23 protein-coding genes are annotated in these 25,317 nt (G+C 44.0%); 20 read left to right on the top strand and 3 right to left on the bottom strand.

From position 1 onward, the window contains the following. Window positions 1–11 precede the first annotated feature (11 nt). From cls to HMPREF9708_RS02830, 3 genes are all read left to right on the top strand, one after another. Window positions 12–1,589, top strand: coding sequence for a cardiolipin synthase (cls, locus tag HMPREF9708_RS02840; protein ID WP_232215538.1), 1,578 nt, complete (start codon window positions 12–14; stop codon window positions 1,587–1,589). Between the two features lie 18 nt (window positions 1,590–1,607). Next, window positions 1,608–2,555: a KPN_02809 family neutral zinc metallopeptidase gene (gene ypfJ / locus HMPREF9708_RS02835; RefSeq protein ID WP_006308586.1), complete on the top strand. Its 948-nt coding sequence runs from the start codon at window positions 1,608–1,610 to the stop codon at window positions 2,553–2,555. Between the two features lie 107 nt (window positions 2,556–2,662). Further along, a complete protein-coding gene (locus HMPREF9708_RS02830; protein ID WP_006308585.1) occupies window positions 2,663–3,952 on the top strand; it encodes an RNA polymerase factor sigma-54 in 1,290 nt (429 codons plus the stop codon). Window positions 3,953–4,013: 61 nt separating this feature from the next. Here the strand turns inward: HMPREF9708_RS02830 and HMPREF9708_RS02825 are convergent, their stop codons facing one another. Beyond that, entirely contained in the window at window positions 4,014–4,634 is a 621-nt protein-coding gene (locus HMPREF9708_RS02825; RefSeq protein WP_006308584.1) for a hypothetical protein, read from the bottom strand. 227 nt (window positions 4,635–4,861) lie between these two features. Here HMPREF9708_RS02825 and HMPREF9708_RS02820 point away from each other — a divergent pair, with 227 nt between their 5' ends. The 13 genes from HMPREF9708_RS02820 to nadE all read left to right on the top strand — a co-directional run bounded on the left by HMPREF9708_RS02820 (window position 4,862) and on the right by nadE (window position 19,557). Next, on the top strand, window positions 4,862–5,521 hold the full coding sequence (locus tag HMPREF9708_RS02820) for a SanA/YdcF family protein (protein ID WP_232215537.1): 660 nt from the start codon (window positions 4,862–4,864) through the stop codon (window positions 5,519–5,521). 251 nt (window positions 5,522–5,772) lie between these two features. Next, on the top strand, window positions 5,773–7,068 hold the full coding sequence (locus HMPREF9708_RS02815) for a uracil-xanthine permease family protein (RefSeq protein ID WP_006308582.1): 1,296 nt from the start codon (window positions 5,773–5,775) through the stop codon (window positions 7,066–7,068). Between the two features lie 169 nt (window positions 7,069–7,237). Continuing rightward, window positions 7,238–7,933, top strand: a complete 696-nt coding sequence (locus HMPREF9708_RS02810) for a zinc metallopeptidase (protein ID WP_006308581.1) — start codon at window positions 7,238–7,240, stop codon at window positions 7,931–7,933. A 9-nt stretch (window positions 7,934–7,942) separates the two neighbouring features. Beyond that, window positions 7,943–9,163 (top strand): YcjF family protein, encoded by a 1,221-nt coding sequence (locus HMPREF9708_RS02805; protein ID WP_006308580.1) that lies wholly within the window; start codon window positions 7,943–7,945, stop codon window positions 9,161–9,163. Window positions 9,164–9,534: 371 nt separating this feature from the next. Then, window positions 9,535–10,239, top strand: coding sequence for a metal ABC transporter ATP-binding protein (locus HMPREF9708_RS02800; protein WP_006308579.1), 705 nt, complete (start codon window positions 9,535–9,537; stop codon window positions 10,237–10,239). Further along, complete coding sequence (locus HMPREF9708_RS02795) at window positions 10,188–11,015, top strand: metal ABC transporter permease (RefSeq protein WP_006308578.1); 828 nt, start codon at window positions 10,188–10,190, stop codon at window positions 11,013–11,015. The genes HMPREF9708_RS02800 and HMPREF9708_RS02795 overlap by 52 nt, the downstream gene beginning before the upstream one ends. A 32-nt stretch (window positions 11,016–11,047) precedes the next feature. Next, the gene (gene purR, locus HMPREF9708_RS02790; RefSeq protein WP_006308577.1) at window positions 11,048–11,983 is read left to right on the top strand and encodes a pur operon repressor; all 936 of its coding nucleotides are present in this window, start codon (window positions 11,048–11,050) and stop codon (window positions 11,981–11,983) included. A 59-nt stretch (window positions 11,984–12,042) separates the two neighbouring features. Then, window positions 12,043–13,401, top strand: coding sequence for a bifunctional UDP-N-acetylglucosamine diphosphorylase/glucosamine-1-phosphate N-acetyltransferase GlmU (gene glmU / locus HMPREF9708_RS08275; protein WP_040448009.1), 1,359 nt, complete (start codon window positions 12,043–12,045; stop codon window positions 13,399–13,401). Window positions 13,402–13,449: 48 nt separating this feature from the next. Further along, window positions 13,450–14,406, top strand: coding sequence for a ribose-phosphate diphosphokinase (locus HMPREF9708_RS08270; protein WP_040448007.1), 957 nt, complete (start codon window positions 13,450–13,452; stop codon window positions 14,404–14,406). Window positions 14,407–14,555: 149 nt separating this feature from the next. Further along, window positions 14,556–15,950 carry a sugar transferase gene (locus HMPREF9708_RS02775; RefSeq protein ID WP_006308574.1) on the top strand — a complete coding sequence of 465 codons (1,395 nt, stop codon included), beginning with the start codon at window positions 14,556–14,558 and terminating at the stop codon, window positions 15,948–15,950. 19 nt (window positions 15,951–15,969) lie between these two features. Beyond that, the gene (locus HMPREF9708_RS02770) at window positions 15,970–16,938 is read left to right on the top strand and encodes a hypothetical protein (RefSeq protein WP_006308573.1); all 969 of its coding nucleotides are present in this window, start codon (window positions 15,970–15,972) and stop codon (window positions 16,936–16,938) included. 290 nt (window positions 16,939–17,228) lie between these two features. Then, entirely contained in the window at window positions 17,229–18,710 is a 1,482-nt protein-coding gene (locus tag HMPREF9708_RS02765) for a nicotinate phosphoribosyltransferase (RefSeq protein WP_006308572.1), read from the top strand. A 16-nt stretch (window positions 18,711–18,726) separates the two neighbouring features. Then, window positions 18,727–19,557 (top strand): ammonia-dependent NAD(+) synthetase, encoded by an 831-nt coding sequence (nadE, locus tag HMPREF9708_RS02760; protein ID WP_006308571.1) that lies wholly within the window; start codon window positions 18,727–18,729, stop codon window positions 19,555–19,557. Window positions 19,558–19,572: 15 nt separating this feature from the next. Here the strand turns inward: nadE and HMPREF9708_RS02755 are convergent, their stop codons facing one another. Next, window positions 19,573–20,220, bottom strand: a complete 648-nt coding sequence (locus tag HMPREF9708_RS02755) for a YigZ family protein (protein ID WP_006308570.1) — start codon at window positions 20,218–20,220, stop codon at window positions 19,573–19,575. Window positions 20,221–20,344: 124 nt separating this feature from the next. Between HMPREF9708_RS02755 and HMPREF9708_RS02750 the strand changes: the two genes are divergently transcribed. The 4 genes from HMPREF9708_RS02750 (at window position 20,345) to hpf (ending at window position 24,354) form a co-directional block, all read left to right on the top strand. After that, a complete protein-coding gene (locus HMPREF9708_RS02750; RefSeq protein WP_006308569.1) occupies window positions 20,345–21,220 on the top strand; it encodes a DegV family protein in 876 nt (291 codons plus the stop codon). A 297-nt stretch (window positions 21,221–21,517) separates the two neighbouring features. After that, the gene (locus HMPREF9708_RS02745; protein ID WP_156798768.1) at window positions 21,518–22,654 is read left to right on the top strand and encodes a DEAD/DEAH box helicase; all 1,137 of its coding nucleotides are present in this window, start codon (window positions 21,518–21,520) and stop codon (window positions 22,652–22,654) included. A gap of 3 nt (window positions 22,655–22,657) precedes the next feature. Next, window positions 22,658–23,473 carry a ComF family protein gene (locus tag HMPREF9708_RS02740; RefSeq protein WP_006308567.1) on the top strand — a complete coding sequence of 272 codons (816 nt, stop codon included), beginning with the start codon at window positions 22,658–22,660 and terminating at the stop codon, window positions 23,471–23,473. A 308-nt stretch (window positions 23,474–23,781) separates the two neighbouring features. Continuing rightward, a complete protein-coding gene (hpf, locus tag HMPREF9708_RS02735; RefSeq protein WP_006308566.1) occupies window positions 23,782–24,354 on the top strand; it encodes a ribosome hibernation-promoting factor, HPF/YfiA family in 573 nt (190 codons plus the stop codon). A gap of 65 nt (window positions 24,355–24,419) precedes the next feature. On the opposite strand, the gene HMPREF9708_RS02730 is transcribed toward hpf, so the two are convergent. Then, window positions 24,420–25,214 (bottom strand): sortase family protein, encoded by a 795-nt coding sequence (locus HMPREF9708_RS02730; RefSeq protein WP_006308565.1) that lies wholly within the window; start codon window positions 25,212–25,214, stop codon window positions 24,420–24,422. Window positions 25,215–25,317: the final 103 nt, after the last annotated feature.

The raw sequence follows: 25,317 nt of genomic DNA, 5'->3' as shown, positions 1-25,317 counted from the left end.
CATCACAATGAATGAGTCAGAGAGTAGGTGGTCGGATGAGGTCCAGTGAACGGACAGCCTTGATTATTCGTTTAACAATTATTGGACTGCTTATTCTTTTACAAGTGGTCTGGATGTTCATTCTGGTAACGAATTTAGTTCGCTATACGATTACCATGAACGTCCTTATGATCGTTCTGTCTTTAGGGATTATCTTGTATCTTTTAGATAAGAATGCCAGTCCCGCCTATCGTTTATCATGGATTATTTTAGTCGCAGTTTTCCCGGTCTTTGGTTCGCTTTTCTACCTCTTTGCCGGGAATAAGCGACCAGTCAAGGAGATGTCGCGGCGGATTAACCGACAAATTCGTCACCACCAACCGGACCGGTTGAAGATTCCCGATGGCTTGCCCCAGCTCAAAAAGTTAGACCCTCGCCTCGCTGCGATTGCTCAATATGTGAATGACTATGCAGACCGACCTGTAATGGCTAGCGACCAGGTGAAGTATTACGCGAATGGTGAGTCGATGATGTCGGACTTATTGCACGATTTAGAACAGGCCAAGAGTCATATCTTCTTGGAATTCTTTATCATCGAATATGGCGTCATGTTTGATCAGATCTTCGATATCCTTAAGCAAAAGGCCCAAGCGGGTGTCGAGGTCCGGCTCATCTATGACGATTTCGGGTGTTTACTGCGGTTGCCAGAAGATTTTGTTGAGCAAATGGCAGAGTATGGTATCAAGGCATTGAAATTTAATCCTGTCCGCCCGATTGTTTCACTGGTTTATAATACGCGCGACCACCGTAAATATATTATTATTGACCATGACATTGCCTATACAGGTGGCCTGAATATTGCGGATGAGTATATTAATGTGAAGGAGCGTTTTGGCTATTGGAAAGATACCATGGTCAAGATTCAAGGAGGGCCTGTTTGGAATTTAGCCCAGTCCTTTTTGATTCTTTGGAATGCCTACCTTCCGGCTGAGCTCGATTTTCGTCGATTTAATAATGAAGCTGAATTTCAAAAAGAAAGGGCCTTATTAAAATCCCAAGAAATCAGTGGATTTGTTCAGCCCTTTACGGATTCGCCCTTGGATAACGAGCCGTTGGGTGAGAATGTTTACCGAGAGATATTAAACGTTGCCCAAGATTATGTTTATATTTTCACCCCTTATTTAGTGATTTCATACGAGTTGCAAACGGCCATGACGCTTGCAGCTAAGCGAGGAGTGGATGTGCGTTTGATGACGCCTGGTATACCTGATAAAAAAATGGTCTATCGGATGACCCGGTCTTATTACCGCCCCTTGATCGAAGGAGGCGTTAAGATATATGAGTATACACCCGGCTTTTTACATGCCAAGTCCTTTGTGTCTGATGATCGGATAGCGATTGTCGGCACCATTAACCTTGATTATCGCTCACTTTATTTGCACTTTGAGACGGCCACTTTACTTTATTATCATCCTGAAATTCAAGCGATTAAGAAGGATTTTCTTGAAGCGCAAGAAGTCAGTGAATTTATTCGTGGAAAGCATTTAAGACGTAGCTTTTGGGGGAAGCTAATTGATTCCCTCCTACGATTGCTAGCGCCTTTTGTCTAAAAGAAAGGAAGATTTGAGATGAAATGGGAAGACATGAGAAGAAGTCGAAACGTGGAAGACCGGCGCGGTGAGCGCCCCAGCATGCGAGGGGCTGGTCGAGGGATGTTTCCTGGCCGCAGAGGTGGCGGAGGACTGGGAAACCTTATTCTAATGCTCTTGATGTCTAGAGGTAGGGGCAAGTGGATCCTGATTCTTCTCTTAGCCCTCTTCTTCATCGGAGGAGGAAGTGGCCTATTCAATGGTGGTTTGACTCAGAACCCCAGCAACTCTGAAATAACCCAACAAGAGACCCGGCAAGGTCAAGTATCGAAAGATCAAGCGACCGATAAAGAAGCAGATTTCTTGAGTGCCGTCTTAGCAAGCACTGAAGATTATTGGACAAAACAGTTTCAAGCTAACAACTTAAACTATACCCCACCAAAACTCGTCATTTATAATGAAGGAACCATGACAGGTGGGTGTGGTTTTGGCGAAAGCACTGCGGGTCCTTTCTATTGTCCAGCTGACCAGTCTGTGTATATTGATTTGAGTTTTATGCGGGAGTTAGCTAATAAGTATGGTGCACCGGGCGACTTTGCCATGGCTTATGTTTTAGCGCATGAGGTCGGACATCATGTCCAGCAGTTAGTGGGGACGATGGATCAATTTCAAGCAACGATTCGTCGCAAGCCTTCGATGCAAAATCAATTAACCGTACGTTTAGAATTACAAGCCGATTATTTTGCTGGGGGCTGGGCGCGGTTTGCTGAGGAGCAAGGCGTCTTAGAGCAGGGAGACTTAGATGAAGCCTTGCAAGCAGTCCATTCTGTCGGGGATGATACCTTGCAGAAGGAGAATTATGGCTATGTTGTCCCCGATTCCTTTACACACGGGACTTCTAAGCAGCGACAAGAATGGTTTGCGCGTGGTTATCAATATAAAGGATCCTTCGAACAAGCAGACACCTTTTCTGCGACGATTGATTAAGGGTTTAACAACCTCCTCTATTGATTAAATAGTAGGAGGTATTTTGACATAGACGGGTGAAAACGTATTCTGTATAATAAAGAGGAGTTAAGAGAGAAGGTGAAAAAATGCAAAGTGGAATAAGAAAACCTGCAGACTATACCAAAGACCAGATCCTCAGTCATCCTCGATTATTGGATTTGTTAGAACTGAATGGGGAGCAGCTTACTTTCTATTTTGAGGACCGATTAATTGAGAATCCCTTTATTGAATTTGATTATCCAATGGAGCGGCGTGTTTCAGATATGACGCGGACGGTGAATCAGGTGGTCTCAGTCCATTCAGGATCGGACCAAACGGGTCCTAGTGTCGCTCAGGATCTTGAAACGTTTATTTATGAACAAATTATGCTCTATCGCCAGACCCCGATTCGAGATATTATGATGGATCTGGTTGATGAACTGGATGAGCGTGGCTATCTGCCACAGTCTTATCAAGATTTGGCCTTAAAGTTTCAAAAGGATCCCATCATGGTCTTGGATGCGATAACGCTTTTGCAGCAGCTAGAACCAGCTGGTCTAGCGGCCTATGACCTCCAGCAATGCTTGATGCTACAGACCGAACAAGATTCCCATGCGCCAGAAGCGAGTTATCAATTGTTAGCGGATTATTTTGAAGAATTAGAGCGGGAGGACTATCAAGCAATTGCCCAGCAGTCGGGCCTATCCGACCCAACGATTCAAGCGTGTGTTGCTTACTATCAGACCCTTCGTCCAGAACCAGCCTCTTTATTCGACCGGCCCCACCAGGATCAATTAATTCCGGATGTCCAAGTTGTTCAGGAGAAGGAGGGTTTGCAAGTGGTCTATAACCGGCAATATCACCCGAAACTTCGCTTCAACCAAGTCTATTATGACGAGATGTCAGCTAGGCAAGATGCGGAGCTCATGAACTATATTCAGATGCATCAAAAAATGTATGAGGATGTATCGGAGTGCCTCAAGATTCGTGAGGCCTTGATGTTGGCAGTCGCTCGGATGATCGTGGACCAACAAATCGACTTCTTCAAGGGCGAACAGGCCCATCCTCAACCCTTGTTATTGAAGGAGATTGCCAATTCATTGAACTTGCCTGTGTCGATTACGCGTCTGGTCGTGATGAATAAGCATTTGAAGATTGGTAATGTTGTTTATGCCTTTAATGACTTTATCAATGTTTCCGGCAAGGTTGGACGAAGTGGTTTGTCTGCTCTGAATATTCAAGCCAATATCCAATCCATCCTCAGTCAAGCCAAGGGGCCCCTCACGAATGAGGACATTGTAGACAAACTCAGTCAACAACAGATTATGATTAGCCCTCAGTTGGTAGGGCGTTACCGACAGAACCAGTCCAAGCAAGACGATATGAAGCAAGACTAAGCCTTTAGAAAAAATAAGCAACCAGTCACTTCTAAATAGAGAGCTGGTTGCTTAAGTTTTATTATTGATCTTCGGCTTGTGCATCATCAAAATAAAGGGACTCAGTCGAATTCACTAAGTGCATAGGCCGCAAGATTTGTTCGGCCTCATCGTAGTAAGCGACAATGAGAAGACGGTTGCCTAATTCGCTCAAAGCCGCATTGATCATTTTCGTGTCATTATCTTGGCATTTCTTTTCAGCCTGTGAATACCTCATTGGGACAATTAGGCGGGGCACGTAAAGCGTATCCGAGCCAATTTTAAGCTGGGATTGATCGACTGCCAGATCGAGCTCCTTTAATTCTTCTTCTGTATTCAGGCTTTTTTTAAGTGCCTTTAGTTGAGATTGGGTTAAGGGTTTCTGACTGTTTTCTTTCTGAGTTTGTGTGAATTTCTCTTGATAGTAGACTTGGATAGCTTGGTTTAAGTCTTGAGGGGCATTTTTTGGGAGGGTCAGCTCAGGATAGTCGGCCTTTTCGTCAAGTTTTTCATTCAGGAAGGTCCGGTCCGTTGACTGATCGACAAGGACGGTCGTTGTTGTGCTTTCTTGGCTAGTCGCAGGCGAAGGCTCTTGATCCTTTGAGAATAAGTGACAGCCGGTTAGAAATAAGAGAATTACAGGTAAAGATATTTTTTTAATCATTCAAGGGCTCCTTTGTCAAGTTGTTCTCACATTCTATCAGAAATATCCTCGCAGTAGGTAACAAAAGTATAACAATTATTATTGGCTGGAATGGGGGATGGGATTTGCTTTCTCTGTCAGCCCTTTGTTAAGATAGGACCATTAAATTGAGTAAAGAGGTGGATAGGATGGGCATGATATTCGAAATAGCCTTAAAAATAGTTAAATCATTGGGCGGGCTTTTGCTTGTGGGGTCATGTTTAGTCGTCCTGATTAATGGATGGGTCCTCTTTACCGCGGAGCGTCAAATCATCACCGTCCAAGAATTATCAGAAATGGATTGGCTGGATGACCATGTTCCGGTCCTAACTTTAGGAGCGGGCGTGATTAATAATCAACTTCCCAGTCCAATCCTCGCCAATCGATTGGATAAGACCCTTGAGATCTATCAAAGGAACCCTCGCCATCCCCTGATTATGTCTGGAGACCATAAGGAAGATAATTATAATGAGGTGCTGGTCATGAAGCAGTATTTAGAAGACCATGGCCTTCCTTCTAGCCAAATCTATTTAGACCATGCGGGTTATTCGACTTATCAGTCCTTAAAGCGGCTGAAGACCGTTCATCAGCAAGATAAAGCAGTTATCGTGACCCAAAGGTATCACTTACCGAGAGCCTTGATGCTAGCCAGGGCGCTTGGCATCCAAGCGGTAGGGGTCCCGGCTGCCGATCGGAAACATAATCAGGCCTACCGCGAGGCAAGAGAAGTACTCGCCCGCATTAAGGATTTCCTGAGCACCCATTTGAATCTTCCCCTCCAAGAAGCCTCAGAGAAAGACTATGCGATTGATTTCAGCCAGAGTGGTGATTTAACGAATCGGAAATCTGACTTAGAATCTCGCTGGTAAGTTTAAGTGCGAGGGCGGTCTCCTTTGATTAAGCATTGGGATCGCCTCCTTTTTTATTTGCGTATAGCAAATCCCCTATTAATTCATATAAAGTACTGACATTAAGAGGTGGGTGTGGTAGAATGCTTGGTAGAAATTAAGGTCTTTTAAAGTGCTCCAGAGAGGGCACAAAAGTCTCATTTGATTCTAAGCCCTTATTTTCAAAAGAGGGCTATTTTTTATGCCCAAAACATAAGAAAAGGAGAATCTCTATGCAAAATTCAACTACGTCTTACCTGCTCTTAAAGCCAAAAGACAAGCCGTCTCTGTTAAAGGGCTTACTGCTGAGCTTTCAGCATGTCTTTGCGATGTTTGGGGCAACCATTTTGGTGCCCTTAATCTTGGGTCTCTCTGTCTCGACGGCCCTCTTGGCCAGTGGACTTGGGACCTTGGTGTACATCTTATGTACAAAAGGGGAAGTTCCTGTTTATCTAGGGTCTTCATTTGCCTATATTACAGCTATGTCATTAGCCATGCAGCAGCGAGAAGGGGATATTTCAGCTGCACAAACAGGGATTATGCTAGTTGGGATCGCGTATGTCGTGATTGCGGCGATTATAAAAATGACGGGAACGGACTGGCTAAATCGTTTATTACCTCCTATTGTGATTGGACCGATGATTATTGTGATCGGGTTGGGGCTGGCATCGTCTGCCGTCACTAACGCAGGATTTGTGGCCGAAGGCGATTGGAGACAGCTGGTCGTTTCCATCTCTACTTTATTATTTGCCGTTTTTGTGCAGGTCTATGGTAAGGGGTTTTGGCGGGTCATCCCATTTTTAGTGGCGATAGTGGGTGGCTATTTGGTGGCTTTGGTCTTGGGCTTGGTTGATTTCACTCCTGTATTAGAAGCGGCTTGGTTCCAATTGCCAGACCTATCATTACCCTTTAAGACCGGTATCGCGAATTGGGGACACTACCAATTCTACTTCGGGCCTGAAGCCTGGGCGATTCTGCCGATTGCTCTGGTGACAATTGCTGAACATACAGGTGATCATGTAGTCTTAGGTGAGATCTGCGGTGAGAATTTCATTTCAAAACCAGGTCTGCATCGGACCTTGATGGGCGATGGTCTAGCAAGCTTTCTTTCTGCTTTGATTGGAGGGCCAGCTAATACAACATACGGTGAGAATACTGGCGTGATTGCATTGACCCGCATTGCTTCCGTTAATGTGATCCGAAATGCGGCTCTGATTGCGATTGCAACTAGTTTCTTAGGGAAGTTCAATGCCTTGATTTCAACAATTCCTACTCCGGTGATAGGTGGGATGGCGATTCTCTTGTATGGCGTGATTGCGAGTAATGGCTTGAAAGTCTTAATTAAAGATCGGACTGATTTCTCCCAATCCCGTAACCTGATCATTGCTTCAGCTATGCTGGTGATCGGTTTAGGAGGGGCAGTCCTAGATTTTGGCGGGTCCTTTGTGCTGTCTGGTACCGCTTTAAGTGCTTTGGTCGGAATTATCTTGAATTTGATTTTGTCTTCTTCACCTAAATCTGAAGAGTAGAATGGACGTGGTTTAAATTTTTTTAGGGCCCTTATCAGGCCCTTTTTTTGTATGATCTTTTACCTAGGTGCGATAAAGGCGCTACCGATCAAAGGGGGGCTGTTAATAGTATTTTGATTAGAGGTTTGATAGAATTAAAGTAATTTCATGATTGAGAGGAGAGGATCCGATGGGTTCCTATGGTTATTATTTTGATTCCACCTATCTGCTAGTTATTATCGGCATGGCATTGGTTGCCTTTGCCCAGTGGAAGGTGAAATCGACTTTTGCTAAATATAGTGAGTTTCAAACGATAAAGCAGGTCACCGGCAAGCAAGCAGCTGAAGCGATTCTGCAAGCTAGCCAGATTCAGGATGTCCGGGTTGAACATGTTCCTGGCAACTTAACCGATCATTACAGCCCAAATGAGAAAATCTTGCGCTTGTCAGACGCTACTTATAATGAAACTTCGGTTGCAGCTGTCGCTGTAGCTGCCCATGAGTGTGGTCATGCTGTTCAAGACGCTGAAGGTTATTCGATGCTTAAGTTGCGGTCTTTCTTGGTGCCAATTTCTCAATTTGGTTCAAGCATTGGGATGCCCTTGATTATTTTAGGTTTTATCTTGCAAATGATGGGGCTGGTGACGATTGGGATTATTGCTCTTTCATTGGCCCTCCTTTTTCAATGCGTGACTTTGCCGGTTGAATTTGATGCCAGCCGCCGCGCCTTGAATGTATTAGAATCCTATCAGGTTTTCTCAAGTGAAGAAATTCCTGCAGCACGAAAAGTCCTACGGGCTGCTGCCTTTACCTATATTGCAGCGACATTGTCGACAGCCTTGCAGATCTTCCGTCTGGTGCTTTTATCCAACCGTCGAAGAGATTAGGAGTGGGTGATGATGAACTTTTGGCAGAAGTTTAATCCCTTTAAGGTGGATACACGCTTAGCTGGAGACCTCCTTCAACAATCTCAGTCGGCCGTTTCTGAAATGCCTCCGCTCAATATCTTGCTGGTGGGTAAGACTGGTTCAGGCAAGAGCACCCTGGTTAATGCCTTGTTTCGCGAGAAGATTGCGGACACAGGGGTGGGCTTACCCATCACGCAGGGGATTCGCAAGATTACCAAGGAAGGGATCCCCATGACCCTTTATGACACGCGTGGCTTGGAGTTGAATACGAGCGTGCAAAGGGAGAGCATGAACCAGCTGCTATCCTTGATTCAACAGCAAAAAGCTAAAGGTGAAAAAGAGGCCATTCATCTCGTTTATTATTGCATTAATGCGAGCATGGCCCGAATTGAACCTCAGGAAATGGCGCTGATCGAGGCGCTCACCGAGCAGGTACCTGTAATGGTCATCTTGACCCAAGCGATTGGCGAAGAGGTCACCCGCTTTAAAGAGACTATCCAGGCTCACTTGCCGCGTGTGGCCAAGGTGATTCCCGTCTTAGCTCAAGACTTTGTGCTGGGTCAAGGACAAAGGATTCAAGCCTTTGGACTCGATCGGGTTGTTCAAGAATCGATGGCGGTCTTACCGGATGAGGTGCAGGAGGCTTTTATCAACGCCCAACAAGTAGACCTTGACCTAAAGGTCAAAAAGGCTAGGAGTTGGGCGCACACCTATATTTCATCCGCCTTTGGTATCGGCTTTATTCCAATTCCAATTGCTGACTCTGCTTTATTGGTCCCGATGCAAATTACCATGCTTGCCCAAATTACTTCCATTTTTGGTCTGGCGCTTGACCGGGCCCAGATTCTTTCGATCATAGCAGGAATCGGAGGCACCAGCGGCACAACCTTATTGGGTAAGTATCTTGCATCATCCGCCCTTAAATTGATTCCTGGGGTTGGAACCTTCAAAGGAGGGGTCGTAAGCGGGACGACAGCAGCTAGTTTGACTTTGGCCTTGGCTTATTCGTATATCGAAGTCCTCAAGCAAGTTGCGCTGGCCGACCTAAAGGGAAAGGAATTTCCTTTAAAGGAATTACAGACCTTTATGAACCGTAATTTCTCAAGCCAATTGCAAGCGATGAGTCAACGGGGTGGTCAGAACAAGGTCAAGGAAATCCTGCCGGACTGGTTTGAATCCTTTTTGGATCGATCAAAGCGATCCAGATAAACGTTTGCCTATGAGATAGGCGGTTAAGCAAAGTTAAAATAAACAATCAAAACATCGAATCCTTATAGGCTTAGGGGGGGCTGCCAACGTGCAGACGCTTTGGATCTGCGGGACAAGGTATTGTCTCTCGGCGGTCCTGCCTTAGCAGAGTGAGCGATTCGGTGTTTTTTGTTAGCCCAGACTTGGTGAAATTGTAATCAGAAAGAGTTAAGCTCAATCCCGCTCATCACTTAACGGTTTTTGTCATTGTGCGCTCACTTTGTTGGAAACATTTACTTCTTGACAGAATAGGAATGACAAGATAAGATAAGTGGTCGTAAACAGTAATTATTACCTTTAATAAAAGTGAAGGGAAGAGGTGAAGCGAATTAATGAAAGTATTAAGCGTTAAAGATCTATCTTTCTATTATGATGAAGAAAAAGTTTTAAATAATATTGATTTTGAAATACATGACGGGGAATTTGTCATTCTGACTGGAGAGAATGGGGCGGCGAAATCGACGCTGATCAAGAATGTGATTGGCATCCTCAAACCGGCAACAGGCCAGGTGAAGCTAGCTGAAAGAAATGCGCTAGGTGACAAATTATCCCTTGGCTATGTGGCGCAAGACATTAATGCCTTTAATGCAGGATTTCCAAGCACGGTTCAGCGGTTTGTTGAATCCGGTCGCTATTCCAAAGGACGCTGGTTTAAGCCGCTGGATGATCGAGATCATGAGCATGTTAAGCGAGCACTTGAGGCAGTTGGGATGGAGGCCATGCGCCATAAATTGATTGGGCAATTGTCCGGTGGTCAAAAGCAACGTGTGGTCCTTGCAAGGGTCTTTGCTTTAGATCCTGATTTCTATGTCTTAGATGAGCCCACAGCTGGAATGGATACCTATTCAAGGCGGAAGTTTTACAAGCTATTACGGCATTTGGCAGACCACCATGGTAAAGCCATTATGATGGTCACGCATGCGGACGATGAGATCGAAGGATATTATGATCGAGAAATTCGATTGGTTAGAGAGGAGAACTCGCCATGGAGATGTTTCAGTATGACTTCATCCAACGCGCATTCCTGGCAGGAATAGCCATGTCATTTATCACACCCATACTAGGTTTGTTTTTGATTTTACGTAAGCAGTCCTTGTTATCGGATACCTTGTCTCACATTTCATTAGCGGGGGTGGCATTGGGCTTGATTTTGCAGGTCAGCCCCACCTTAACCACCTTAGGTGTGGTGGTCCTTGCTTCATTAGGGATTGAATATTTAAGAACGATTTACCAGAACTTTTCAGAAGTATCGGTTGCCATTATGATGTCTTCTGGTATGGCTTTGGCTTTGGTCCTTCTTGGGCTGAATTCAGCCAGCGGTGTCTTCAAAGTGGACCAGTTCTTATTTGGTTCAATCATCCTAATCCAAGAACAAGAAGTGCGATTGTTAATCATGCTGGCACTGGTGATGGTGGTTCTGTATGTCATTTTCCATCGGCCGCTGTATGTGGTTTCATTCGATGAGGCAACGGCCCAAACGTCGGGGCTGCCTGTTAAGCTGATATCGACTACGTTTTCGGTTTTAACAGGGGTCGCCATCTCAATTATGATGCCGATTGTGGGGGCTTTATTGGTATCCGCCCTCATCATTATCCCCTCAGCGACCGCTATTAAATTGGCCAAATCTTTTATGCAAGCGATTATTATAGGCATGGTGATTAATTTGGTGGGTATTTTAGGGGGACTCTATGCCTCCTTTAACTTCGACACACCGCCCGGGGCCTCAATTACTTTGGCCTTTGTGTTTATCTTTATCTTGGTGACCCTGGGGCAGACCATTCAAACATGGATCCGTAAAGCCCATCAGAAGTAAGGAAAAGCTCCTTTTAAATGAAGGAGCTTTTTTTGACTCTATTGATTAAACGAACGAATAATGGTATATTATCATTAACATTCGGGTATGAAGGGGCGGTTAAGATGGTAGCCAAGAAGTTAAAACGCAATCAGCGGTTGGTAGTCATTACAAAAGAGCTTTTACAGTCACCAAATCGATTATTGAATCTACAGACTTTTGCCAGTCAATTAGGCTGTGCCAAGTCATCAATTAGTGAGGATCTGGACATTATTCGTCATTTATTTGATGAGCATGACTTAGGGAAGATTCAAACTTTGACTGGCAAGTCAGGAGGGGTGATCTACCATCCGACGCTTTCGCAGTCAGAAATTAGCCACTTCCAAGAAGAGGTTAGTCGGCGGATGCAAACAGGTAAGCGGATTTTAGCGGGAAATTATATTTATGTGAATGACCTCCTGCAGGACCCGCAAATTTTAAGACAGTGTGGTCAACTAATTGCCGGGCTGTATTTAGATCAAGAAATAGATGCAGTCCTCACCATTGAAGCTAAAGGAATTGGTCTGGCAGTGATGGTGGCTAATTTTCTAAATAAACCTTATGTAGTTGTCCGGCGAGAGGCCAGTGCGGGAGAAGGATCAACCATTTCGGTTAATTATTTATCAGGGTCTCATCAGAACGTTCGGAAGATGGAACTTTCCAAGGCCAGCTTGTCCCCAAATAGTCGTGTCTTGATTGTTGATGATTTTCTACGTAATGGTGGGACCATGCTTGGTCTTTTGAATCTGGTCGAAGAATTTGATTCGAAAGCAGTTGGAATATGTGTCTTTGCAGAAAACAAAGCGAATGACCGGTTAGAACTGCCACATTATCAAGCCTTATTTGAGACCCAGCTCGTTTATGATGAGAAATTACGACACTATCTATTAGCAACCAAACCTGGGAATTTCTTCAAAAGTATAATCGACCATAGTAAAAGTTCCTCTTAGTGGTATAATATTAGTGAATAACTTCTCAAAAACCAAAGGGGTGGTAATGTTTGAAGCGGATGGCAGTAATCTTGGCGGCTGGTAAAGGAACACGAATGAAATCAGCCCTTCCCAAAGTGCTCCACCCAATTAGTGGACTTTCGATGGTAGAGCATGTAGTTCGCGCCGTGAACCAGTGCCAGGTAGAAGACATTGTGACAATTATTGGAAATGAAGCTGAACGTGTCAAGGAGACGCTAGTTGACCAATGTCACTTTGCCATGCAAGAAGACCAGCTAGGAACGGGTCATGCAGTGGCTCAAGCCAGGGCACAAATTGGCGATGCTGATGGGCAAACATTGGTGATCTGCGGTGATACGCCGCTATTAAGAGGGGAGACCCTGGCAGAATTATTTAAGGTGCATGATGACCAGCAAGCTAAAGCAACGATCCTAACGGCTGTGATGCCGGATCCGACCGGCTATGGACGCGTGATCCGTGACCAAGAGGGGGCCGTCCAAAAGATTGTTGAACAGAAAGACGCTTCTGAGAAAGAAGCCCAAGTTCAAGAAATTAATACTGGAACGTATGTCTTTGATAACCGTTTATTGTTTAAAGCCCTAGAACAAGTGAATAACGATAACAAACAGGGAGAGTATTATCTGACGGATGTTATCCAAATTATTCGCGACCAAGGGGGGCTCGTCTGTGCCCACCAAATGCCTGACCGTGATGAAGGCATGGGTGTAAATGACCGACAAGCTTTAGCAAGCGCACAGAAATTGATGTCAGACCGTATTAATGCCTATCATATGCAAAACGGTGTGACTTTTACGGATCCTGAAAGTGTCTATATTGAGGTAGATGTCCAGATCGGTCCGGACAGCTTAATTGAAACAGGGGTCCAATTAAAAGGACAAACCATCATTGGCTCAGGTGCCATGATTGGTGCCCAAACGCAGATCGTGGATAGCCAATTGGCGGATCACGTGACGGTTAAGCAATCTGTTATTGAATCATCGACCATCGGTCCAAGGGCAAGTATTGGACCCTATGCTCACCTAAGGCCCAAGGCTCATTTGGCAGAGGACGTTCATATTGGAAACTTTGTCGAAGTAAAGAATGCCAGTATTGGTGCTAGAAGTAAGGCAGGCCACTTAGCTTATATTGGGGATGCAGACCTGGGTCAGGAAGTCAATGTCGGGTGTGGGGTTATCTTTTGTAACTATGATGGTAAGGAGAAGCATCGATCTAAAGTTGGTGACCAAGTCTTTATTGGGAGTAATGCCAATATCGTTTCGCCCATTACGATTGAAGACCGAGCCTTTATTGCGGCCGGGTCCACGATTGTATCGGATGTGGAAGCGGAGGCCTTGGCCATTGCCCGAAGTCAGCAGGTTCAAAAAGCTGATTATTGGAAGAAGTTTTTAAACAAATAATAAAAAGAAAGAGGGATATGGGTGTCTAATAATCATTATGCAGATCCAATGTTAAAGGTGTTAGCTTTAAGTTCGAATGAACCGCTAGCCACTAAAGTAGCCGAATCGATGGGAGTAGAATTAGGTAAGATTACCTTATCACAATTTGCAGATGGTGAAATTCGTGTCAATATTGATGAGTCGATCCGGGGGTCCCATGTGTATGTGATTCAATCGACTTCAAATCCAGTCAATGATCATCTGATGGAGTTACTGATTACAATCGATGCTTTACGGCGGGCATCAGCTAAGACCATTAATGTGGTGATGCCTTACTATGGTTATGCCCGTCAAGACCGCAAAGCTCAGTCCCGTGAACCGATCACCTCTAAATTAGTTGCGAATATGCTTGAGAATGCAGGTGCGAGTCGGGTGGTTGCTTTGGACTTGCATGCAGCCCAAATTCAAGGCTTCTTTGATATACCCGTGGACCATTTGTTAGGAGCTCCTTTATTAGCTAATTATTTTATTGACCGGGACTTGGTGGGAGATGAAGTGGTTGTTGTGTCTCCAGACCATGGTGGCGTGACACGTGCCCGTAAATTAGCCGAATTCTTAAAATCACCGATTGCCATTGTGGATAAAAGACGACCTAAGCCCAATGTGGCGGAAGTAATGAATATTATCGGGGATGTAAAAGGCAAGACAGCTGTAATCATTGATGACATGATTGATACTGCAGGGACGATTACCATTGCGGCCCAAGCCCTCATTGAATTGGGAGCTAAAGAAGTGTATGCATGTTGTACGCATGCGGTCCTATCCGGCCCAGCTATTGAACGGTTAGAAAATTCAATCATCAAGAAAGTGATTGTGACCGATTCTATCCGTCTGCCAGACCATAAGAAGATTGACAAGATTGATGTGGTTTCGGTTGACCAATTGATTGGGGAAGCGATTAAGCGGATCTATGAAAACCGTTCTGTCTCACCATTGTTCAATGAGACCTTCACCTTGATTGACTAGTCGCCTTAAAGATAAACAAGAGGAAGAATGATCATTGCTTCCTCTTTTTATATTGGATAATAAAAACGGTTTCTGCTGTTCTTGCGTGTTTTTTATGTGGGATGTAGGTATAATAGAGATCAAAGAGTTTCAATGAAAGTAGGAATCGTATGAGTCAACGCAAAGAGTGGAATAATTTATTACGAGTGGTTGTCGTCCTGATTGGGGCGGGGGTCTCCCTCTTAAGCATTATCTTGGCCTTTTATCTGAAGTTTATGGGGGATGTCCCTGCCCGTAACTTTGCGGCTTTTGAGTCCAGTTATTTGTGGATTGTGCTAGGATTTATGGTGATCCATTTCTTATTTGGAACCTATATCTTTTATAATAAGACCTATCTCGATCTTTTTTACTTTACCTTGCTGGGTCAGTTTTTCTTGAGCTTGTTTATGATGGCTTTGACCTATGCTGGTTCTTGGTTAACCTTTCCACGTTCAGTTATCTTGTTGAATCTTTTCACTGGGACCTTATTACTCTATGCCTATAATGCCTTTGCCTATTTTCTCTACCACCATTTATCTGGACAAAAACGGATTTTGATTGTGGGTGAATCGGATAAGGCGCTGCAGGCTGTTGTCAACTTTGAAAGAATGACCAACCGTCGTCACCAAGTGACACACGTGGCCCTTTCCAATTATTATCAGAATGTGGTCGCTTATTCAGCGGAAGTGGATATTGTTTATCTGACTGGCTTTATTGAAGAGGAAGAGCGGCTTAAGATTTATGACTACTTAATGCGCCATAACAAAAAGTTGTTCTTAAGTCCCAACTTTGCCAACTTAATGATGGTGAATCCGAATATCATGAGTTTTGAAGATGAGAGCTTAATCGAAGTTTCGACCTTTGCGATTCCTTTTGAGCAAGCTATTTTGAAGCGAGCTTTTGATATTTTGGTTTCTTTAGGGATGCTAGTTATTTTATCTCCTGTCATGCTTGTAACAGCGATTGCGATTAAGTTAGACAGTCCCGGAACGATTTTTTATCGGCAAGAACGAATCACTAAAGATCAAAAAGTCTTTAAAATATTAAAGTTTCGATCCATGTCGCAAACGGCTGAGGCTTTGTCTGGACCCGTACTCGCGAGTTCGAATGATCAGCGGATTACACGAGTGGGACGGATCATTCGGGCGATTCGTGTCGATGAGCTTCCCCAGTTGATCAATGTGCTGAAAGGGGAGATGTCCTTGGTGGGGCCCCGTCCAGAGCGTCCTTTTTTTGTCAATCAATTTCAAGCAAAGAATGCCTACTATAATCTTCGCCACCATGTGCGAGCAGGTATTACAGGTTATGCGCAAGTTTATGGTAAATATACAACGGATTTCAATAGTAAATTAAATTTTGATCTGCTTTACATCAAGAATTATTCCCTGGCTTTCGATTTTAAGCTGCTCTTTCAAACGATCAAGATCTTATTTGATAAGGTGTCCTCGCGTGGTGTAGACGAGGAAGAGACTGTTGCTTCTTCTTGGCGAGATTACCAGGACAAATTGACGATCCTAATGGATTAAATCTAAGGGGTGGGACATTATGAAGAAGAGGAATTATAAGAAGTGGGTAACTGTCTTTTTTGCTACGATTCTTTTACTTATTATAACAAGACCTTTAAGTGTTGAAGCCAGTGCATCCAAGGCATGGCAAACTCTGACTCACTTGACTGCGGAATCAGATAAGGGGATTAATCAAGTTGAAGGAGAAGTGGTCTTTGATCTTCAAGGAGACGGTCAACCGCTTGAACTTGGGAAATTAACGCTCCAAGCTTATTTAGTGGAGAATCCTGTTAGCTTTCAGATCTTCTATAATCTGCAAACCCCGCTTATGCAAGGGGAGACACTAGGTTTTGAGGTTTATGGTAAAGAGGGGTATTCTTACCGATACAGTACAGCGCTTGGCGAATGGCAAGTGACTCCATGGCAAAAGGACCAAGTCGACCTGCTGGATCTTGCTCCTGCATCCTCTTCGTCCGCTTCAGATTTGATGGCGAGTCCACTATCAGAAGATTTAAAGGCATTTATTGATGATTATTTTGAACTTGAGACGACTGAGACAAATTATGTATTTAAATTGAAGCAAGATATTGATGGGCGCGCCTTTTTTGAGGCACTTAATCAGTTCATTGATTTTAACCAAATGATTGATGACTCCGTGGCTGCCACTCAACAGCAAGCGGACCAGTTAGGGATCGAAATGGATGAGGAATATGGTCCCTTGATGAAGGAAGTATTGAAGCCGGAAAGCTTTGCTGCTTTCTTTGATCACCAACCTACTTTTCGAGTGAGCTTTCAGAGAACGAATGGCCTGATTCATCAGCTCCACTTTTCGGTCAAACAAGCAGAGAAATTGTTAGAAAGTTCGCACCCGATTCAATCGCAAAAAGGAAGCACTCGGCCATTGGGTATTCAAGTCGACCTCACCTTCGAACGTAACGACCAGCTGCCGCCCGTTGAGATTCCAGCTGAAGCTTTAGATTTACAAGAAGTTGAGGATCAGGACCAATAGAAGCTCATTTAAGACCTGGTGATCCCCCTTCAAATGAACCGACAGAATAAAAAATACCGATTGTCTAATCACTTGAGAGTCTCTGCCTATCGGCGGCTTCTTGTGAAAAGAACAGTCGGTGTTTTGTATTATGATAGATTTTAATGAATCATTTAAGGCGATAAGGCAAGAGGTTGCCTTTGAACCAAGATCTGTGGTCTAACGCATGCATAGAGTGTGACATGTAGGGATTCGATTCAGTATATGCTATAATAGGTCTAATAACTTTTAAGGATGGAGAGGACTTTTCAATGTACGATCAGTATCCAGACGATGGACTCATGTTACATACAGACTTATACCAAATCAATATGCTTCAAACCTATTGGCAGAAGAAAGTTGACCATAAACGGGCGGTTTTTGAAGTCTACTTTCGCGAAAACCCCTTTCAGAATGGTTATGCAGTTTTTGCTGGCCTTGAAAGGGTGATTCGGTATCTTAATCAGTTTAAATTTACTCAAAGTGACCTCGACTATCTGGCCAGTCTAGACCTTTATCCGGATGAATTTCTCGATTACCTGTGCGATATGAAGCTCGAATTGTCGGTCCGGTCATTAGTTGAAGGCGAATTATGTTATGCCAATGAACCCTTGATGCAGGTTGAAGGGCCATTGGGCCAATGCCAATTAGTTGAGACAGCGATCTTGAATATTGTCAACTATCAGACCCTTATTGCCACCAAATCGGCTCGGATTCGTTCCGTTGTTGGAGAGGAAGATCAGGTTTCTGAATTTGGGGCACGTCGGGCCCAGGAGATGGATGCCGCTCTTTGGGGAGCTCGGGCCGCTTATATTGGAGGCTTTGATTCGACGTCAAATGTTCGAGCAGGCAAGCTCTTTGGGATTCCCATTACTGGAACCCATGCACACTCCCTCGTTCAAGCTTACCGGGATGAGTATAAAGCCTTCAAAGCCTATGCTGAGACGCACCGGGATGTTGTCTTTTTGGTTGATACCTATGACACCTTACGTTCAGGTATGCCGATTGCCATTCAAGTGGCTAAGGAAATGGGGGATCGCATTCATTTTATCGGGGTGCGGATCGACTCAGGCGACATGGCCTATCTTTCCAAAAAAATTCGCGAACAGTTAGATGAGGCAGGCTTTACGGATGCACGGATTATTGCTTCAAATGACTTGGACGAAAAAACAATCCTTAACTTAAGAATGCAAGGGGCCAAGATCAATGATTGGGGAGTAGGAACTAAGATAATTACCTCCTTTGATCAAGCAGCCCTAGGGGCCGTTTATAAGCTTGTATCGATTGAAGATGACCAAGGTGAGATGGTTCCGACTATGAAGATATCGGCCAATACAAGTAAAATTTCAACCCCTGGTAAGAAGCAAGTCTGGCGCATAACCCGCAAGCACGATGGAAAGTCAGAAGGGGATTATATCGCACTAGTAGACGAGCGCCCCGACCTGTTAGACGAACTCTTTATGTTCCACCCGGTTCATACCTATATTAATAAGACAGTCAAAGATTTTGATGCACGTCCGCTCTTGCAAACCATTTATCAAAATGGTCAATTCGTCTATGACCTCCCTAGTCTAGAAGAAACGAAGGCATATGCCAAAAAGAACTTTGATTGTTTATGGGAAGAACATAAACGGATCTTGAACCCTCAGATTTATCCGGTAGACTTGTCACAGAAATTATATGACTTGAAGATGAACAGCATTAAGGAAATCCGAGACCGGGTTAGTCAAAAGGACCAGCAAGTGGCCAAGTAGAATGGAGATGAAGAAAATGCGGTCCATGCAAAAAGAAATTATCCAAGCCTTGAGGGTCTCACCCCAGATTGACCCCGAATATGAGGTGCAAAGAACGGTTCAATTCTTGGTGGACTATCTATTGGCTTCCCCTGGATTGAAGACGTACGTGTTGGGTATCAGTGGGGGGCAGGACTCGACCCTGGCCGGCAAATTAGCACAGCTGGCAATCGACCAGCTCCGCCAACAGACGCACGATACGGGCTATCAGCTGATCGCATTAAGGTTACCCTATGCCAGTCAACAGGATGAAGCCGATGCTCAAAAAGCGCTCGACTATATTCAACCTGATCAAGTCTTTGATCTCAATATCAAAGGAGGTACAGATGGGCTTGTTTCTAGCCTTAGTCAGGCAGGTATCACCATTTCGGACTATAATAAGGGGAATATTAAGGCGAGACAACGGATGGTGATGCAATACGCTGTGGCGGGGCATTACGCGGGTGTCGTGATTGGGACCGACCATGCTGCAGAAAGTGTTACAGGTTTCTTTACCAAATTTGGCGATGGAGCAGCAGACCTAATGCCCCTCTGGCGTCTCACAAAAGAACAAGGCCGGCAACTCTTACGCTGGTTAGATTGCCCAAAGGAACTTTACGAAAAGATTCCGACAGCAGACCTTGAAGAGGACAAGCCCATGCAGCCTGATGAAGAAGCGCTTGGGGTATCTTACCAAGCGATTGACCGGTATCTTACGGGGCAAGCAGTCTCGGACCAGGAAGCGGAGTGTATTGAAGGTTGGTATAGGAAGACCCAACACAAACGCCATCTTCCGATTACGGTTTTTGACGACTTCTGGCGCCAATAGAAGGAAGACGGGTAGTTAGGAGTCTTTAGTGAAGGGGATATCAATGGTTTGGATGCCTAATTCTTGCCAAGTCAGCTGGCCGTTTAAGCAATTATTCAAGTGCTGCTTTACCTCTTCAACTGCGGCCTCTTTGATAGCCAGCTTGAAGGTGACTTGGTCCGTAAAAGATTGATCAATCGGGGTGACTTTCCCCTTTAAGAGCGATAATTCATAGTTGAAACGATCCACTTGAGGATAGGCGAGTGTCACATTGACTAGCATCTGGTTGATGTTTTGAATCAAGTGCGCTTTTTTAAGTGCTTGACTGACTGCTGTTGTATAGGCTCTGATTAGGCCTCCAGCGCCAAGCTTAACACCGCCAAAATACCGCACGACTATCGCTAATAGATTGGTTAAGTCTTCTTGCTTGAGCACCTCGAGGATGGGGGGGCCAGCGGTTCCAGCGGGTTCTCCGTCATCGCTCATGCGTTGGATGTTCTGGTCTTCACCAAGAATATAAGCGAAGCAGTGATGGTTGGCTTTGGGATGATCCTTGCGCAAGGCTTGTAGGTGAGTGGAACAGTCTGCTTCGGTTTTGACAGGAAAAAGATAAGTTTGAAAATTTGATTTTTTAATTTCAATCTGATCCGACACTGGGGATTGAATACTAATATAATTTGGCATAGAAGATCCTTTCTAATCGATTCAATCTGTCTAAAAGATAGAATTATTTTTAATTTTATTGTAGCATAGTCTTGTATTAGGCTAATAGGATAAAAAATAAGCACATTTAGGAACGGAAGATCATATGAAAACAGCAATCATTGTCGATTCAACAGCATATTTGCCGGAAGAACTGGCTCAGCATCCCGATATTTATCAAGTGGATTTGAGTGTTGTCTTTGAGGACGGCCAATTGATGAAGGATTCTGCCTCTTTAGAAGATCATATTGCCTTCTATCGAGCGCTTCAGGAGTCTCCTAGCCTTCCGAAGTCCTCTCAGCCTCAGCCTGGTTTTTATTATCAAACCATGGATCTTCTGGTTGATAAGGGGTATGAAGCAATTATTACCATTCATTTGTCCGCTGGGATATCTGGGACTTACCAGCTTTCTCGCATGGTATTGAGTGAGTATGCGGATCAAATTGAAGGCTATGCGGTCAATTCGAGGTCCGCTTGTATCGTTGAAGAAGTCTTAGTTCGTCAAGCACTGTATCTGCTTGAATGCGGTAAGGAGCCCAAAGAAGTTGCACAAATCCTTGATTGGCAGAAGGACCATACGGATACTTATATGATGGTCGAAGCCTTGGATAATTTAGCCAAGGGTGGCCGGTTAAGTAGTGGATTAGCTCTTGTTGGAAGTCTCTTAAAGGTTCGGCCGGTTTTACGATTTGATGAAGAAGGAAAGATTGTACTCTTTGAGAAAATACGGACCAATAAAAAAGTATTCCAACGCTGGATTCAACTTATCAAGGAAAAACAAGCCGCTTATCCCAAGGGTGTGATGGTCTTAATCACACATGCCAATAACCTTGAAGATGCAGAACGAATTAAAGAGATGGTCATGGAACATGATCACTCGATACCGATTTATATCGGGAGAGTAGGCCCTGTTATCGGAACCCACACCGGTGAGAGGTGTCTTGGATTGGCCGTAATGCCTGAATATGATCCATCTAAATAGCGCGTTTTACCTGCCTTTCGTGTAATTTATAGACACGATAAGGGAGGTTTTTTTGTGGGCTGGCAAGACTATTATAGGGGACGACTTTTAACAGAGCATGAGGTTGAAGCAACTTGGAAAATCAATCATTTGGACCGAGAAGTCTCTTTGGATGAAATAAAAGGTCAATTGCTCAGCATAGCTGGGATCCTAGTCAGAGGTCGATCCGTTTGCTGTCAGCGGTGTCATAATCAAGACAAGAATCGTTTCTACCCTCTTCCTGATGGTAGGAATTTCTATTGCTTAAATTGCATACAGATGGGGCGTGTGACGACCCAAGACCTACTTTATTTCTTGAAGGCGTCCGATTTTTATCGGCCCGGAAAGTCTTGTCTAACCTGGGATGGTAGTCTTTCTGACCAACAAGAGAAGGCCAGTCAGCAGGCCATTCATTCCTTGAATGATTGCCAACGCCCTCATTTAATCCATGCGGTAACTGGAGCAGGGAAGACGGAGATGCTCTTTGCTGTGATGGACCATGTTCTAATGAGGGGAGGGAGAGTGGCGATTGCTTCGCCACGAATTGATGTTTGCTTAGAATTAGCGCCTCGAATCCGGTCTGCCTTTTCAGGGTTGGATCTGTGCCTCTTATATGGGGGAAGTAAGGAGCGTTACCTGCCCCAACCGATCTTAATCTTAACAACTCATCAACTCTTGCGGTTTAAACAGGCTTTTGACTTATTAATTGTTGATGAGGTCGATGCTTTCCCTTATGTCAATAGTGATAGTTTACATTTTGCAGTGAACCGTTCAATTAAGGACCAAGGTAAATTAATCTTCTTAACAGCGACGCCTGACGATGTCTTAAAAAAGGCGATCAAACAAGGTAAAGTGACCCATACTCTCTTGCCGGCGCGTTTTCACGGGTATCCTCTGCCGGAAGTCCGGATGGTCTGGATAGGGAGGTGGCAGCAAGCCATTGAAAAAGAACAAATGGATTCTCTCCTCTTGGCAGAGTTAGTGAAATTCATCCAGCTTGAAGGGGTTTGTCTCATTTTTATGGCAAACATTTCTTACGCCGAGAAACTATCGGCATGGCTGAGTCGATTATTTCCTGACGATTCGATTCGGTCTGTTCATGCTCAAGATCCGTATAGAGAAGCGAAAGTGCGTGACGTCAGACTTGGTAAAATCCGCATTTTAATTACAACAACGATCTTGGAACGCGGAGTGACTTTTGAAAATTGTCATGTCTTTGTTTTGGGAGCAGAAGATCCGCTCTTTAACAGGGCCTCTCTAGTTCAGATGAGTGGTCGAGTCGGGAGAAAGGAAAAGTTTCCAACCGGGGTCTTAATTTATGGACACTACGGTATTACAAGAGCAATGGAGGAAGCGGCTAAGGAGATTAAACAGATGAATCAGCTGGCGAGGACCGCCGGACTCTTGAAGGGGTAAGTGATGAATCGAGAATGTTATCTTTGCCAACAGCCCATCATTGAAGAATTAACCTGGCAAGAGCTTTTTTCATTCAAGTGCATGGACAAGCCAGTGGTCTGTCCGATTTGTCAGGCAGGTTTTATCAATTATCAATGCTTTGACCAACCTTGTGCTGGTTGTGGTCGAGCCTTGGATGCAAATAGTCAGACACCTTTCAACCGAATCTATAAATGGAAGCAAGAGATCTTTTGTTGGGACTGTTATCGTTGGTTAAGGGAGCGAACGGTTTCACGCTCTTTACTCAATCATCAAGCAATCTATGTCTACAATGATTTCTTTCGGTCTTTTATTTATCGCTATAAATATCTGGGGGATTATCGACTAGCTAAAGTTCCAGCTAGGGATCTTCGATCCCTTTATGCTTCTTACCAGGATTATTGTTGGCTGGTCCTTCCTTCATCCCCACAGAGTCTACAAAAGCGTCTTTTCCACCCGACTGCTAGCATTTTAACTCAGGCTGGGATTCCTTTCCTATCCCCTTATACTTATATTGGTGATGGTGTCCGTCAAGCAAGTAAAAGCCGTGAAGAGCGGTTAAATTTGTCGGAGCCCTTCAAGATTGATCAACTTGAATTTCTTCAGACCACCAGGCAAAATAAATTTATGGTTTTCGATGATGTCTATACCACTGGGGCAACAATGATCCAAGCCAAGCAGGAGTTAATGAGGGTTTTAAAATTAGCGGGCACCATGGATTGGCAGGTCAGCAGTCTTTCATTGGGACGTGACCCACTTAAGGAGATGAGCGCGACCACTGATAGCAGCTATACAGAATAATCTATCTTTTTATGATTTAACCGACCAAGGTCTTAGCCACGCAAAAACAGTTGGTTCCGAATGGATACATACAATCACAAGCTCCTCCCCCTCCTTTGTCATTATAAAATGATTATGGATTGAGGCTCACTTTGATCGGCATTATCGAGAGAAGGCTCTTTGTGATTGGCCGCATTTTAAGGAATCAAGGGGTAGCGCTTTCAATGAAATGGGGGATGTGTTATAATGTGTAAAAGCTAAATATTTTAGCTTTTGAGGACCTCCGCCTCATTTGGTGGAGAAGAATAGATCGGAAATGAGGGATAAGTATGTTTAACTATAATGTTCGTGGAGAAAATATTGAGGTCACACAAGCCATTCGGGAATATGCTGAGAAGCGGGTTTCTAAATTAGAAAAATACTTTACCGACGTGCCGAATGCGACAGCTTATGTCAACCTTAAGGTTTATCCTGATAAGACTGCAAAAGCAGAAGTTACCATTCCATTATCATTCTTGGTTCTTCGAGCAGAAGAAACAACACCTGATCTTTATGCTAGCATTGATTTTGTAGTGGATAAATTAGAAAGACAAGTACGTAAATATAAGACCAAAATAAATCGTAAATCAAGAGAAAAAGGTTTTGAAGGAATTAACGAAGCGATTGGCCCTGATAAAGTCGAGGTCAAGGAGGATCAGGATACTCAGGAGTCTGATTTAAAGATTGTGCGTTCAAAACACATTCACCTCAAACCAATGGATTCTGAAGAAGCTGTTCTCCAAATGAACATGTTAGGCCATGACTTTTTCGTATTCAAGGATGCAGAAAGTGACGAAATTCATATTGTATACCGTCGTAAAGATGGTCGGTATGGTTTAATTGAGACCGAAACAATTGAATAGATTGACGGATAAAGTGTAGAAGACCCAGGGCTTGCCTGGGTCTTTTTTTAATGTCTTCGACCTGATTACCAAATACGGTAACCGAAGTTAATCGATAAGAGTCCTAGTTGAATATCCTCACGACAGAATTGAATAAAGATCATATCTTGACCATTCCCATGAAAGGCTAGATAGGGAAGGGACATTTTATTGTAAAAATAGCTGTATTGGTTCGGACGGTCTACAAAGACCATTTGAGTAATTTCGTAACCCTTACTGTAACCGTCCTGATCGGTTAAAATCACTGTACCCCCTTCATATAAGAGGCCATCATCAGCCAGTGGATTAAATGCCATCCGTCCCCCGGTATGGTCATAATGACCAAAAAGGGTGTGGATGTTATTTTGACCGACAGCAAAGGGGACATCATTCTTTAAGAGTTGTTCCAGTGCTTCCGCGTCGCCATTTTTTGAAGTACCCGTATTGCCATAAGCTGGAATAAAGGGGAAGGCTACCTCGCTGACGATCAGGGTGTTGGCTGGATGACCCAATTTTTTTCCTTTAGTTGAAAAGGTGGGAGCCTGGCCATTCTCATAAGAGGCTGGATAAATGGGGTCAAAATTAATCAAAGAATCATCTTCGGGATCATACAGGTCGATTGGAACATCCTCTTTGATGAGTTGGTTAATAATTTTTTCTTGTTTTTCAAGTGCAGAAGATTGGGGCTTATTTTTTTTGCTTTGTAAGCCACTGCCTTCAATTGATAATGAAGGGGCCTCATCTGCCTTTTGTTCTTGTGCCTGAATAGAAGATAGAGGCTTTTGGTATAAAGTTAGAGCTAAAATACAAGCAGCCAGCTGAAGCGCGATGCACTTTTTCATAATGGACCTCCTGTGAGTAAGGGATAGATCTATTATACTTCAAAGAACCGATAATCAAGATCTTGTTAATGAAATGACTTATTTGTTACGGGATTGTTAGAAA

Origin of the sequence: Facklamia languida CCUG 37842, from assembly GCF_000245795.1 — a bacterium.
In the GTDB taxonomy this organism is placed as follows: domain Bacteria; phylum Bacillota; class Bacilli; order Lactobacillales; family Aerococcaceae; genus Facklamia; species Facklamia languida.
The sequence above is the reverse complement of the archived record's forward strand: the minus strand, read 5'-3'. Positions and strand labels throughout refer to the sequence as shown.

Excerpts from the sequence above, each read along its gene's own strand:
- nadE (WP_006308571.1), top strand. The coding sequence starts at position 18,727 with ATGCGGTCCATGCAAAAAGAAATTATCCAAGCCTTGAGGGTCTCACCC.
- HMPREF9708_RS02825 (WP_006308584.1), bottom strand. The coding sequence starts at position 4,634 with ATGATTAAAAAAATATCTTTACCTGTAATTCTCTTATTTCTAACCGGC.
- cls (WP_232215538.1), top strand. The coding sequence starts at position 12 with ATGAGTCAGAGAGTAGGTGGTCGGATGAGGTCCAGTGAACGGACAGCC.
- hpf (WP_006308566.1), top strand. The coding sequence starts at position 23,782 with ATGTTTAACTATAATGTTCGTGGAGAAAATATTGAGGTCACACAAGCC.
- HMPREF9708_RS08270 (WP_040448007.1), top strand. The coding sequence starts at position 13,450 with ATGTTAAAGGTGTTAGCTTTAAGTTCGAATGAACCGCTAGCCACTAAA.
- HMPREF9708_RS02800 (WP_006308579.1), top strand. The coding sequence starts at position 9,535 with ATGAAAGTATTAAGCGTTAAAGATCTATCTTTCTATTATGATGAAGAA.
- HMPREF9708_RS02765 (WP_006308572.1), top strand. The coding sequence starts at position 17,229 with ATGTACGATCAGTATCCAGACGATGGACTCATGTTACATACAGACTTA.
- HMPREF9708_RS02770 (WP_006308573.1), top strand. The coding sequence starts at position 15,970 with ATGAAGAAGAGGAATTATAAGAAGTGGGTAACTGTCTTTTTTGCTACG.
- HMPREF9708_RS02805 (WP_006308580.1), top strand. The coding sequence starts at position 7,943 with ATGATGAACTTTTGGCAGAAGTTTAATCCCTTTAAGGTGGATACACGC.
- HMPREF9708_RS02745 (WP_156798768.1), top strand. The coding sequence starts at position 21,518 with ATGGGGCGTGTGACGACCCAAGACCTACTTTATTTCTTGAAGGCGTCC.
- HMPREF9708_RS02730 (WP_006308565.1), bottom strand. The coding sequence starts at position 25,214 with ATGAAAAAGTGCATCGCGCTTCAGCTGGCTGCTTGTATTTTAGCTCTA.
- HMPREF9708_RS02775 (WP_006308574.1), top strand. The coding sequence starts at position 14,556 with ATGAGTCAACGCAAAGAGTGGAATAATTTATTACGAGTGGTTGTCGTC.
- HMPREF9708_RS02740 (WP_006308567.1), top strand. The coding sequence starts at position 22,658 with ATGAATCGAGAATGTTATCTTTGCCAACAGCCCATCATTGAAGAATTA.
- HMPREF9708_RS02750 (WP_006308569.1), top strand. The coding sequence starts at position 20,345 with ATGAAAACAGCAATCATTGTCGATTCAACAGCATATTTGCCGGAAGAA.
- HMPREF9708_RS02810 (WP_006308581.1), top strand. The coding sequence starts at position 7,238 with ATGGGTTCCTATGGTTATTATTTTGATTCCACCTATCTGCTAGTTATT.
- HMPREF9708_RS02830 (WP_006308585.1), top strand. The coding sequence starts at position 2,663 with ATGCAAAGTGGAATAAGAAAACCTGCAGACTATACCAAAGACCAGATC.
- HMPREF9708_RS02815 (WP_006308582.1), top strand. The coding sequence starts at position 5,773 with ATGCAAAATTCAACTACGTCTTACCTGCTCTTAAAGCCAAAAGACAAG.
- ypfJ (WP_006308586.1), top strand. The coding sequence starts at position 1,608 with ATGAAATGGGAAGACATGAGAAGAAGTCGAAACGTGGAAGACCGGCGC.
- HMPREF9708_RS02755 (WP_006308570.1), bottom strand. The coding sequence starts at position 20,220 with ATGCCAAATTATATTAGTATTCAATCCCCAGTGTCGGATCAGATTGAA.
- glmU (WP_040448009.1), top strand. The coding sequence starts at position 12,043 with ATGGCAGTAATCTTGGCGGCTGGTAAAGGAACACGAATGAAATCAGCC.
- HMPREF9708_RS02795 (WP_006308578.1), top strand. The coding sequence starts at position 10,188 with ATGGAGATGTTTCAGTATGACTTCATCCAACGCGCATTCCTGGCAGGA.